Origin of the sequence: Xanthomonas arboricola pv. juglandis (genome assembly GCF_001013475.1) — a bacterium.
In the GTDB taxonomy this organism is placed as follows: Bacteria; Pseudomonadota; Gammaproteobacteria; order Xanthomonadales; family Xanthomonadaceae; genus Xanthomonas; species Xanthomonas arboricola.
In genome coordinates this window covers 869,458-882,133 of record NZ_JZEF01000001.1, presented here as the reverse complement: position 1 = coordinate 882,133, position 12,676 = coordinate 869,458, and the positions used below count along the sequence as shown (strand labels likewise).

Annotated in this window: 6 protein-coding genes; 4 read left to right on the top strand and 2 right to left on the bottom strand. The window is 65.1% G+C overall.

The window, feature by feature from the left end:
* The first annotated feature begins 136 nt into the window (after positions 1-136).
* Positions 137-1,138, top strand: coding sequence for an NADP-dependent oxidoreductase (locus XARJCFBP2528_RS03470; protein ID WP_047124313.1), 1,002 nt, complete (start codon positions 137-139; stop codon positions 1,136-1,138).
* A gap of 582 nt (positions 1,139-1,720) precedes the next feature.
* Here XARJCFBP2528_RS03470 and XARJCFBP2528_RS03465 read toward each other — a convergent pair.
* Positions 1,721-6,730, bottom strand: a complete 5,010-nt coding sequence (locus tag XARJCFBP2528_RS03465) for an NAD-glutamate dehydrogenase (protein ID WP_016904416.1) — start codon at positions 6,728-6,730, stop codon at positions 1,721-1,723.
* A gap of 289 nt (positions 6,731-7,019) precedes the next feature.
* On the opposite strand from XARJCFBP2528_RS03465, the gene XARJCFBP2528_RS03460 reads away from it, so the two are divergent.
* Genes XARJCFBP2528_RS03460 through XARJCFBP2528_RS03450 form a run of 3 tightly spaced genes read left to right on the top strand, consistent with a single transcriptional unit; the run spans position 7,020 to position 12,184 of the window.
* Entirely contained in the window at positions 7,020-7,679 is a 660-nt protein-coding gene (locus tag XARJCFBP2528_RS03460) for a TetR/AcrR family transcriptional regulator (RefSeq protein ID WP_024940186.1), read from the top strand.
* A gap of 14 nt (positions 7,680-7,693) precedes the next feature.
* Positions 7,694-9,001 carry an efflux RND transporter periplasmic adaptor subunit gene (locus tag XARJCFBP2528_RS03455; protein ID WP_016904418.1) on the top strand — a complete coding sequence of 436 codons (1,308 nt, stop codon included), beginning with the start codon at positions 7,694-7,696 and terminating at the stop codon, positions 8,999-9,001.
* A 12-nt stretch (positions 9,002-9,013) separates the two neighbouring features.
* Positions 9,014-12,184 (top strand): multidrug efflux RND transporter permease subunit, encoded by a 3,171-nt coding sequence (locus tag XARJCFBP2528_RS03450; RefSeq protein WP_016904419.1) that lies wholly within the window; start codon positions 9,014-9,016, stop codon positions 12,182-12,184.
* A gap of 50 nt (positions 12,185-12,234) precedes the next feature.
* Here the strand turns inward: XARJCFBP2528_RS03450 and XARJCFBP2528_RS03445 are convergent.
* Positions 12,235-12,676: transposase (locus XARJCFBP2528_RS03445; RefSeq protein WP_155410703.1), on the bottom strand; the 442-nt coding region annotated here is incomplete at its 5' end.

The following is a 12,676-nucleotide window of genomic DNA, read 5'->3' as shown; positions in this document are numbered from 1 at the left end:
GGATGCGTCGATTCAAACCGCCAACATGGCGATCAGGCGGCAGGCACGCAGTTGCCAGCGCAAAGGTGAAGGCGGCCGGGGCCCACATCGCGCCCGGCCACGCATCCAGACAACGACAGCATTGGACCCGAACCAGATGAAAGCACTCACCTTCAAACGCTATGGCAAATCTCCCGATATCGGCTTCAGCGAGCGCGCCCGCCCGACGCTGCAGCCCGACGAACTGCTGGTCGAGGTGCACGCGGCAGGCGTGAATCCGATCGACAACATGATTCCCACCGGCATCTTCAAACCCGTGGTGAAGTTCGAGCTGCCCGCCACGTTGGGCAGCGACGTGGCGGGGATCGTCATCGACGTCGGCAGCCGCGTCACCCGCTTCAAGCGGGGCGATGCGATTTTTGCCAGCGTGTTCGATCTTGGCCGCGGCACCATCGCCGAGTATGTCGCGGTACCGGAAAGCGCCGCAGCGCTGAAGCCGGCCAATCTGGATTTCGTGCAGGCGGCATCGCTGCCGATGGTCGCGCTCACGTCCTGGCAGGCCCTGAAGGAACGTGCCGACCTGCAGCCCGGCCAGAAGGTGTTCATTCCTGCCGGTTCCGGCGGTATCGGCACCATCGCGATCCAGTTGGCAAAAAACCTCGGCGCCACCGTCGGCACCACCACCAGCACCGGCAATGTCGCGCTGGTGAACAGCCTTGGCGCAGACGAGGTGGTCGACTACAGGCAACAGGACTTCGAGACCGTGCTGCGCGGCTACGACATCGCGCTTGGCACGATGCGGGGCGATACGATCGAAAAGTCGCTCGCCATCCTCAAGCCCGGCGGCAGGATCGTGTCGCTGGTCGGGCCGCTGGATGCGGCTTTCGCACGCGCGCGCCGGTTGAATGTCGTGCTGCAATTCGTCTTCGCCATGATGAGCCGCAAGATCATCCGTCTAGCGAACAAGCACAACGTCGCCTACTCGTTCCTGTTCGTACGCCCCAACGGCACGCAACTGGCCAGGATCGGTGAACTGCTCGAAGCCGAACGCCTCCGCCCGGTCATCGACAAGGTGTTTGCGTTCGACCAGGCAAAGCAGGCGCTGGAGTATCTGGCGCAAGGCCGCGCCAAGGGCAAGGTGGTCGTCAAGATCAAGTAAGAAGCCGGATACAGATCCGTGGGCCAGGCTGCGATACAAGAAGACCGCACAGCGCGAACCATGCCGTCGTACTGTTTCAACGATAGTGCGCAACACATGTACATGGTTGTAGATGCGAACTGGAAATGTGCAATCCGGTTGCAGGGCACCCAATCTGCGGCTTATTTGGAGGTCCTTGCCCGCCCACCGTCGCGGGACACGCCGCAAGTACATTCCCGTTAGGCTCTTATGCGGCATCCATGTCGCGTAAGGTCCTGCCACGGTGGGCGGACAAGGACCCGTCGAGATGGTTGGTGTCCATGCCTTTCATAAAGCAACCAGCAGAATCTTTGCTGCGGTGTCATCGCTGATTGCGTGATCCGTGGCGGCATGGATGCCGCCACGGAGCGTCCACGGACGAATTCACGGCGTGTCCCACGTGCGGTGAGGGCACCGCACGCTCGACTCACCAGCAAGCATCGTTCGAGGTGAACAGCATCAAGCCCAAACGCTGCTCTTTGGTGCAAGACAACGACGTTGCCCACTCACTACAACGAGGATGATGACGAAGCACTCGCTCCGCCATCACCTCGCTGCACACGCTTACATCCCGTGTGCCGCCAGCTGCCCGAGACGCTGCACCGCGACCGACACGGTCGGGTAGTCCAGGGTCTTCTGCTCGGCCACATCGGCGAGCATCGCCAGGGTGAAGCGCAGGCTGGAGTCGTCGCGTGCCAGCCAGTTGGCCACCTTGTCCTCGGCACTGCTGCCGGGCAGGGTCAGCACCTGCGCCACCAGCGCGCGCTGATGTGCGGCCAGCTCGTCGCGCAGCACGCCACGTGCCACCGCATGCCAGCGGCCGTTGACCTCCAGCGCGTCGATCTGCTCGAACAACCACGGCAGGCGCAGCGCTTCGCCCAGGCGGAAATGCACCTTGGACACGTCCACCGGCTTGAGCTTGCGGGTGCGTGCGGTTTCGATGATGTCGAAGGCCGGTTCCAGATAGCGTAGCTCGGACAACTGCTGCGCCAGCTGCGGCGGTAGGCCCTTTTCCTGCCATTCCTGCACGCTGCCTTCGTACTGCGGGCGCTGCGTATCGGAGAGCACACCGGAGGCGACACGGATGTCGTTGAACGGGCCGTGGTAACGCTCCACCGCCGCGGTGATGCCCGGCATCTGGCCCGGACGCAACAGCAGCCAACGCACGAACGAGCGCTGCAGGCGCCAGATCACTTCCAGCGCATCGATCTGCACCGACTCGGGTACCTTGCCGTCCAATGCGTCGATCTGCGTCCACAGCGCGCGTGCATCCAGCGTCTCGCGGCTGATGGTGTAGGCCTTGGCGACCTCGGCGATGCTGCGGCCGGTGTCTTCCTGCATGCGCATCAGGAAGGTGGCGCCCATGCGGTTGATGGTGGTGTTGGTCACCGCGGTGGCGATGATCTCGCGCTTGAGGCGGTGACGCTCCATCGCATCGGCGTACTTTTTCTGCAGCGGCTGCGGGAAGTAGCGCTGCAATTCCTTGGACAGATACGGGTCTTCCGGAATATCCGATTCCAGCAGCTGCTGGAACGCCACCAGCTTGGAGTACGACAACAGCACCGATAGCTCCGGGCGCGACAAGCCCTGCCCGCGCGCCTTGCGTGCGGACAGTTCGGCATCGGAGGGCAGGAACTCGATCTGCCGATCGAGCAGACCCTGCAATTCCAATGTGCGGATGAAGTGCTGCTTGGAGCCGAGACGCTTGACGCTCATCCGCTCCATCAGGCTGATCGCCTGGTTCTGGCGGTAGTTGTCCCACAACACCAGGTCGGCCACTTCGTCGGTCATCGAGGCGAGCAGCGTGTTGCGCGCGTCGTAGGTGAGCTTCTTGGCCTGCACCATGTCGTTGAGCAGGATCTTGATGTTCACCTCGTGATCGGAGGTGTCCACGCCGGCCGAGTTGTCGATGAAGTCGGTATTGAGCAGCACCCCGGCCTGCGCGGCCTCGATGCGGCCGAGCTGGGTCAGGCCCAGGTTGCCGCCCTCGCCCACCACCTTGCAGCGCAGCTCGCCACCGTTGACGCGCAGGCCGTTGTTGGCGCGGTCGCCCACATCGGCATGCGACTCGCTGGACGCCTTGACGTAGGTGCCGATGCCGCCATTCCAGAACAGGTCCACCGGCGCCTTGAGGATGGCGTTCATCAGCTCATTGGGCGAGAGCTGCTTGACGCTGATTTCCAAGCCCAGGACCTCGCGCACCGGCGCGCTGATGTCGATGGACTTGAGCGTGCGCGGATAGATGCCACCGCCGGCGCTGATCAGCTTGGCCTCGTAGTCGGCCCAGCTGGAACGCGGCAGCTTGAACAGGCGCTCGCGCTCGGCGAACGAGGCAGCGGCATCCGGATTGGGATCCAGGAAGATATGCCGGTGATCGAACGCGGCCAGCAGGCGGATATGCCGCGACAACAGCATGCCGTTGCCGAACACGTCGCCGGACATGTCACCGATGCCGACCACGCTGAAATCCTGGCTCTGGCAGTCACGCCCCATCGCACGGAAGTGACGCTTGACCGACTCCCACGCACCGCGCGCAGTGATGCCCATGCCCTTGTGGTCGTAACCGACCGAACCGCCGGAAGCGAACGCATCGCCCAGCCAGAAGCCGTGGTCCAGCGCCAGCCCGTTGGCAATGTCGGAGAACGTGGCGGTGCCCTTGTCGGCCGCGACCACCAGGTACGGATCATCCTGGTCGTGACGCACCACCTGCGGCGGCGGCACGATCTTGCCGCCGACGATGTTGTCGGTGATGTCGAGCAGGCTCTGGATGAACAGCTTGTAGCAGGCAATGCCTTCAGCCTGGATCGCATCGCGGTCGCCGCCGACCGGCGAGCGCTTGACATAGAAACCGCCCTTGGCCCCGACCGGCACGATGACGGTGTTCTTGACCATCTGCGCCTTGACCAGGCCCAGCACCTCGGTGCGGAAATCCTCGCGCCGGTCCGACCAGCGCAGGCCGCCGCGCGCCACTGCGCCAAAGCGCAGGTGCACGCCTTCCACCCGCGGGCTGTAGACGAAGATCTCGCGGTACGGACGCGGCTTAGGCAGGTCCGGCACGATCGAAGAATCCAGCTTGAAGCTGATGCAGTGGCCGTGCTTGCCGCTCTTGTCGGTCTGGTAATAGTTGGTGCGCAGCGTGGCGTCGATCACGCCGATGAAGCTGCGCAGGATGCGGTCCTCGTCCAGGCTGGAGACGCGATCCATCAGCTTCAGCAGCGTGGCGCGGGTGGCTTCCTGCTGCGCATCGCGGTCGCTGCCGCGCGCCTGCAGTACCGGCTCCAGCGCCTTGAGCGTGGCCTCGTCGTCACCGGCCAGCACCGACAGTTCTTCGCGCAGGCGTTCCTGCCCGGCGAAGATCTGCGCCTTGGTCTCGCTGCCGGTGGCCGGATCGAAGCGCGCTTCGAACAGTTCCACCAGCAGGCGCGCCAGCAGCGGGTAACGGGTGAACGTCGCCTCGACATACGCCTGCGAGAACGGCACCGCGGTCTGCAGCAGATACTTGCAGTAGCCGCGCAGCAGCGCGACCTGGCGCCAGTGCAGGCCGGCGGCCAGGATCAGGCGGTTGAAGCCGTCGTTTTCAGCATCGCCGCTCCAAATCCGCTCGAAGGCTTCGCCGAAACCGGCGTCGGCATTGGCTGCGTTGATCTTGCCGGAGGTCGACTCGACCTCGAAATCCTGGATGTAGACCGGCGTCTCGCCGACCTGCAGCCGGTACGGCCGCTCGGAGATCACCCGCAGGCCCATGTTCTCCATCATCGGCATCGCATCGGACAACGGGATGTCGTCGAGCTGGCGATACAGCTTCAGGCGCAGGCCCTCGCCGGCGTCCAGCCGCACGCCGTCGTCGCGACGGATCTCCTGCAGGCTTAGATGCAGATCATCCGGGCCGTCCAGTGCGGCCAGATGCTCGACGTCGGACACCGCCGATTCGATCGACGAGTCCTCGATATAGCCGGCCGGCAGCGCACGCCCGAAGTTGGCAGCCATGCGCAGGCCATTGACCTCGCCATGCCGCGCCACCAGCGCCTCGCGCAGGGCATCGCGCCAGTTGCGCAGCAGATGCGCCAGCCGCGACTCGAGTTCGGTGGTGTTGAATTCCAGCGCCTCGCCACTCTTGGGCCGCACGATCAGGTGCAGCTGCGCCAGCGGCGACTCGCCCAGCACCACGCTGGAATCGATGTATTCGCCGTGCAGCGCATCCTTGAGCAAGGCTTCGATGCGCAGCCGCACATCGGTGTTGAAGCGTTCGCGCGGGATGTACACCAGCGCGGAGATGAAGCGGCTGTACTTGTCGCGGCGCAGGAACATGCGGCTGCGCACGCGCTCCTGCAGGCCGAGGATGCCGATCGCGGTGCGATACAGCTCTTCCTCGTTGGACTGGAACAGCTCCTCGCGCGGCAGCGTCTCGAGAATGTGCCGCAACGCCTTGCCGCTGTGGCTGCTCGGGGTCAGCCCGGACTTGCTCATCACGTATTCGTGGCGCTGGCGCACCAGCGGGATTTCCCACGGGCGGCGGTTGTAGGCGCTGGAGGTGAACAGGCCCAGGAAACGCTGCTCGCCGACGATGCGGCCCTTGGCATCGAATTCCAGGATGCCGATGTAATCCATGTAGCCGACCCGATGCACGCGCGAGCGCGCATTGGTCTTGGTCAGGATCAACGCGTCCTTGAGCTTGGCCGAGGTGTTCAGGCCATGCGCCGCCAGCGTGGTCACCGGGCGCGCCGGCGAGGTGTCGCGGCCGCGCATCAGGCCCAGGCCGGTTTCTTCCACCGGCGCCAGCACGTCCTGGCCGTCCTGCTTCTCCACGCGGTACTCGCGATAGCCGAAGAAGGTGAAGTGATCGGCCGCCGCCCAACGCAGGAACTCCTGCGCCTCGTGGCGACTGATGTCGTCCATCGGCAGGCGGCGGGTGGCCAGGTCGTCGGCCAGCATCACCATCTTTTCGCGCATCGACGCCCAGTCGTGCACGATCGCGCGCACCTCGCCCAGCACCTTGCGCACCGCCGCTTCCACCTTGGGCATGTCCTCGGCGGGCTGGCGGTCGATCTCCAGCACCATCAGCGACTCGCTCTTGCCCTCGCCCACCGCGCTCAGCTTGCCGGCCTTGTCGCGCGCGATGCGCAGCACCGGGTGGCCGAGCACGTGCACGCCGATGCCCAGGTCCGACAGCGTCATGCTCACCGAGTCCACCAGGAACGGCATGTCGTCGTTGACGATCTGCAGCAGCGTGTGCGGCGACTCGTAGCCCTGGCTCTTCAGGGTCGGGTTGAACACCCTCACGTTGACCGTGCCGGCCTTGCGCGTGCGCGCAAATTCCAGCATGTCCGCCGCCAGGGCCGCCCACTGCTCGGGCGGGTGGTTGGGGAACTCGTCCTCCTCCATGCGCCGGTAGAAGTCGGCTGCGAACAGCTGCACCTCGGACTGGCGGGCGGCCGGGTAGCGCTTGCGCAACGCGGCAAACACCGGCTCCAGGGTGACCGCCTGCGGCGCGGTGGCAAGCACGGGGACGGCATGGTCGGCGACCGGTTTGACCGACGTCGTGGACGATTTCGAAGCAGCTTTCTTGGCTGTCATGAGAGCGCTGGGATGCTCGGTGGAAAACCTGAATTGTACCGGCGCCGGATGAAGACGCCTTGCTGCATAGCGCAAAATCCTGGTCGGACGCCCACCCCCGGCGCGGCGCAAAAGCACTACCCGACTGTAATTCCTGCAGCGGCGCCGGATTGGCGCCTGCATGGCCACCCGCCAGACCGCCACAACCGGCAAAGTCCGGCCGGGCGCTTGGGCCACAAGGCGTTGCGCAGACAGAACTGCGACCGTCAAGCCTATTTAAAAACTAAACTGGACGGTATAGTCTACCGCCATGACCCCCCGTTCCCACCGTGCTGCCCGGCGCTCGGACTGCGATCGCCGCATCCATGCGGCTGTGCATACGCTACTTGCCGAGCGCGGCATGCGGCTGAGCATGGACGCGGTGGCCGAGCGCGCCGGCTGCTCCAAGCAGACGCTCTACAGTTATTACGGCTGTAAAGAAAACCTGCTGCGCGATGTCCTCCAGGACCATGTGCACCTGGCCACGGTGCCGCTGGGCACCGCCTCGGGCGAGTTGCGCGAGGATCTGCTGGCCTTCGCGCTGGCCCACCTTGACCGCCTGAACCGCCCGGATGTGTTACAGACCTGCCGGTTGGTGGAAGCCGAATCGCACCGGTTCCCCGATCAGTCGCAACAGATCTTCCAGGACGGGGTCGTCGGCATGCAGCAGCGCCTGGCGCAGCGCTTCGAGCAGGCGATGCAGGCCGGCCAGCTGCGCCATGACGATCCGCACTGTATGGCCGAACTGCTGTTGAGCATGATCGTCGGTCTGGATTTCGACCGGCAACGCTTTCAGGTTCCCCACCGCGCCGGCCTTCCCGCCAGGCAGCAGTGGGCGCAATTCGCTGTCGACACCTTCCTGCGCGCATTTGCCGCGGTCGCTGCCACGCCTTCGCTGTCCCCGCTTTCCTTTCTCACTTCAAGACCCTAACGGAGTTCCTCCTGATGATCGCCCCGCTCCGCACATTCGGCCTGGCCTGTGCCATCACCCTGGCGCTGGCTGCCTGCAGCAAGCCCGAACAACAGCAGGCGCCGCCGCCGCCGGAAGTGTCGGTGCTGGAAATGAAGCCGCAGACCCTGCCGCTGGAACGCGACCTGGTCGGCCGGCTGTCGGCGTTCCGCTCGGCCGACGTGCGCGCGCGCGTGGACGGCGTGCTGCTCAAGCGCCTGTACACCGAAGGCACCGACGTCAAGGAAGGCCAGCCGCTGTTCGAGATCGACCCGGCGCCGCTGAAGGCCACGCTGCTGCAGGCGCAAGGCCAGCTGGCCGCCGCCGAGGCGACCTACGCCAATGCCCAGGTCGCCGCCAAGCGCGCGCGCAGCCTGGCCCCGCAGCAGTACGTGTCGCGTGCCGACATCGACAATGCCGAAGCCACCGAGCGCTCCTCCAGCGCCAACGTGCAGCAGGCACGCGGCCAGGTCCAGTCCGCCCGCATCCAGCTCGGCTTTGCCAGCGTCACCTCGCCGATCACCGGCCGCGCCGGCATCCAGCGCGTGACCGAGGGTGCGCTGGTGGGCTCGGGTGAGGCGACCCTGTTGACCACGGTCGACCAGATCGACCCGCTGTACGTGAACTTTGCGATGAGCAGCGAAGAGCTCGCCGCCCTGCGCCAGGCCCAGAGCAGCGGCAACGTGCAGCTCAGCGGCGACGGCAAGTCCACCATCAACGTGGAACTGGGCAACGGCACGCAGTACCCGCACCCGGGTACGCTGGATGTGTCGGCGGTGACGGTGGACCCGAGCACCGGTGCGGTGTCGCTGCGCGCGACCCTGCCCAATCCGGAGCTGGCGCTGCTGCCGGGCGCGTTCGTGACCTTCAAGGCCAGCCTGGGCCAGCGCAACAATGCCTACCTGCTGCCGCAGCAGGCCGTGCAGCGCGATGCCACCGGCGCCTATGCGCTGGTGCTGGGCAAGGACGGCAAGGTGGCGCGCAAGAATCTCACCGTCGATGGCCAGCAGAAGGGCCAGTGGATCGTCACCGCGGGCATGACCCCGGGCGACCAGGTGATCGTCGATGGCGTGCAGAAGGCGAAGGAAGGCCAGCCGGCCAAGGGCGTGCCGTGGGATCCGAACAAGCCGGCGCAGGGTGGGCAGCCGGGTGCACCGGGCGCGGCTCCCGCCGCCGCCCAGGGTGGCGGCGCACAGGCCGCACCGGCAGCCGACAAGGCCGATGCAGCGGCACCGGCCGCGCAGGAACAGTCCAAGCCGGACGCTGCGGCGCAGCCGGCCGACTCCCAGTCCAAGCAGCAGTAACGGAACCCGGACATGCCTAAGTTTTTCATCGAACACCCGATCTTTGCCTGGGTGGTGGCGATCCTGATCTCGCTTGCGGGCGTGATCTCGATCCTGAATCTGGGTATCGAGTCGTACCCGACGATCGCCCCGCCGCAGGTCACCGTTACCGCCAACTTCCCCGGCGCCAGCGCCGATACCGCCGAAAAAGCGGTGACCCAGGTCATCGAGCAGCAGCTCACCGGTATCGACCACCTGCTGTACTTCAACTCGTCCTCGGCCGCCAACGGCCGCGTGACCATTACGCTGACCTTCGAAACCGGCACCGACGCGGATATCGCGCAGGTGCAGGTGCAGAACAAGGTGTCGCTGGCCACGCCGCGCCTGCCCTCGGAAGTCACCCAGCAGGGTGTGGTGGTGGCCAAGGCCAACGCCGGCTTCCTGATGGTGGCCGCGTTGCGCTCGGACAACCCGTCGATCAACCGCGACGCGCTCAACGACATCGTCGGCTCGCGCGTGCTCGAGCAGATCTCGCGCGTGCCCGGCGTGGGCAGCACCAACCAGTTCGGCGCCGAGTACGCGATGAACATCTGGCTGAACCCGGAGAAGCTGCAGGGCTACAACCTGTCGGCAACCCAGGTGCTGACCGCGGTGCGTAACCAGAACGTGCAGTTCGCGGCCGGTTCGGTGGGCGCCGACCCGACCCCGGAAGGCATCAGCTTCACCGCCACGGTCTCGGCCGAGGGCCGCTTCAGCTCGCCGGACCAGTTCGAGAACATCATCCTGCGCACCGACAACAACGGCGCCACGGTGCGGTTGAAGGATGTCGCACGGGTCACCGTGGGGCCGAGCAACTACGGCTTCGACACCCAGTACAACGGCAAGCCCACCGGTGCCTTCGGTATCCAGCTGTTGCCGGGTGCCAACGCCCTGAACGTGTCCGAGGCGGTCGGTGCCAAGCTAGACGAACTGCAGCCGACCTTCCCGCAGGGCGTGACCTGGTTTGCGCCGTACGAATCGACCACCTTCGTGCGCATCTCCATCGAGGAAGTGATCCACACGCTGGTGGAAGCCATCGTGCTGGTGTTCCTGGTGATGCTGCTGTTCCTGCAGAACTTCCGCGCCACCGTGATCCCCACGCTGGTGATTCCGGTCGCGCTGCTGGGCACGTTCTTCGGCATGTACATGATCGGCTTCACCATCAACCAGCTGACGCTGTTTGCGATGGTGCTGGCGATCGGCATCGTGGTCGACGACGCGATCGTGGTGATCGAGAACGTCGAACGCATCATGAGCGAGGAACACCTGGAGCCGAAGGCGGCCACGCAGAAGGCGATGACCCAGATCACCGGCGCGGTGGTGGCCATCACCGTGGTGCTGGCGGCGGTGTTCATCCCCTCCTCGCTGCAACCGGGCGCTTCGGGCGCGATCTACAAGCAGTTCGCACTGACCATCGCCATGTCGATGGGGTTCTCCGCGTTCCTGGCGTTGAGCTTCACCCCGGCGCTGTGCGGCGCGTTCCTCAAGTCGACCCATTCGACCAAGAAGAACTGGGTCTACCGCACCTTCGACAAGTACTACGACAAGCTGGCGCATCGCTATGTCGGCGTGGTCGGCCACACCCTCAAGCGCTCGCCGCCGTGGATGATCGTGTTCGTGGTGCTGGTGGTGCTGTGCGGCTTCCTGTTCACCCGCATGCCGGGCAGCTTCCTGCCGGAAGAGGACCAGGGCTTTGCGGTGGCCATCGTGCAGCTGCCGCCGGGCGCGACCAAGATCCGCACCAACGAGGCCTTCGCGCAGATGCGTGCGGTGCTGGAGAAGCAGCCGGCCGTGGAAGGCATGCTGCAGATCGCCGGCTTCAGCTTCCTGGGCTCGGGCGAAAACGTCGGCATGGGCTTCATCCGGCTCAAGCCGTGGGAAGAGCGTGACGTTACTGCCGAGCAGTTGATCCAGCAGCTCAACGGTGCCTTCTACGGCATCAAGGGCGCGCAGATCTTCGTGGTCAACCTGCCCACCGTGCAGGGCCTGGGCCAGTTCGGCGGCTTCGACATGTGGCTGCAGGACCGCTCTGGCGCAGGCCAGCAAGCCCTGACCCAGGCGCGCAACATCGTGCTGGGCAAGGCGGCGGAAAAGCAGGACACCATGGTGGGCGTGCGCCCGAACGGGCTGGAAGACGCGCCGCAGCTGCAACTGCACGTGGACCGTGTGCAGGCGCAGTCGATGGGCCTGGACGTCAGCGACATCTACAGCTCGATCCAGCTGATGCTGGCGCCTGTCTACGTCAACGACTACTTCTCCGAAGGCCGCATCAAGCGCGTCAACATCCGTGCCGACGACCAGTTCCGTACCGGTCCCGAGTCGCTGCGCAGCTTCTTCAGCCCCAGCGCCACGGCCACCGGTGCCGATGGTCAGCCGGGGATGATTCCGCTGAGCAATGTGGTCAAGGCCGACTGGACCTACGCCTCGCCGGCACTGAACCGCTACAACGGCTATTCGGCGGTGAACATCGTCGGCAACCCGGCCCCGGGCGGCAGCTCCGGCCAGGCGATGACCGCGATGGAGGAGATCGTCAACAACGATCTGCCCCCGGGCTTCGGTTTTGACTGGAGCGGCATGTCGTACCAGGAAATCATTGCCGGTAATGCGGCCACGCTGTTGCTGGCGTTGTCGGTGGTGGTGGTGTTCCTGTGCCTGGCCGCGCTCTACGAGAGCTGGTCGATTCCGGTGGCGGTGCTGATGGTGGTGCCGATCGGTGTGCTGGGTGCGATCACCTTCTCGATGCTGCGCGGCCTGCCGAACGATCTGTACTTCAAGATCGGCATGATCACGGTGATCGGCCTGGCGGCCAAGAACGCGATCCTGATCGTGGAGTTCGCAGTGGAGCAGCGTGCGGCAGGCAAGACGCTGCGCGAGGCGACGCTGGAAGCGGCACATCTGCGCTTCCGCCCGATCCTGATGACCTCGTTCGCCTTCATCCTGGGCGTGCTGCCGCTGGCCATCTCCACCGGTGCCGGCGCCAACTCGCGTCACTCCATCGGTACCGGCGTGATCGGCGGCATGGTGTTCGCCACCGTGCTCGGCGTGATCTTCATTCCGCTGTTCTTCGTGGTGGTGCGCCGCATGCTGGGCGACAAGCTGGACGAGCAGTCCAAGGAATACCTGCTCGCGCAGAACGACTCTGGCCCGCATCGTCCGGATCGCTGATCCCGGATACGGCGCAGAACGAAAAGCCCCGGCAGTGCCGGTAATGCTGTTCACTTAAGCGGAGCAGCCTTCCGATCTACCGGATAGCGGGTCTTCGAGATCTTCACCGTCCTTGGCCGGGTAGGCCTTGGACGGTGATCGAGGAACAGGCTCGCGATGCCTGAGCGAAGCTGGGATAAGCGTCTTCCTGTGGCGGAAGCTGGATTGGCTGCGGCCATCACGATGAGTTGCACTGCGATGTACTGGCAAACCGGTTTGAATCGGATGTCCGAAGGCGTTTTGCCAAACGCCTCCGCTGCCTGACCGGCTTCACGTCGAATGATGTTGTAAGCCAGCAGCAACCCCCAGACCTCCTGGTACACCAAGTCGATCTTCTTGCTACGTAAGGTCGTCGCGTTGTGCTGCATCGAGCTTTTGATGTCGCGCAAACTCAGTTCGATTTCCCATCGCTCCTGGTAAAGCAGTGCGACAGACTTGGTGCTGTAAGTGGTG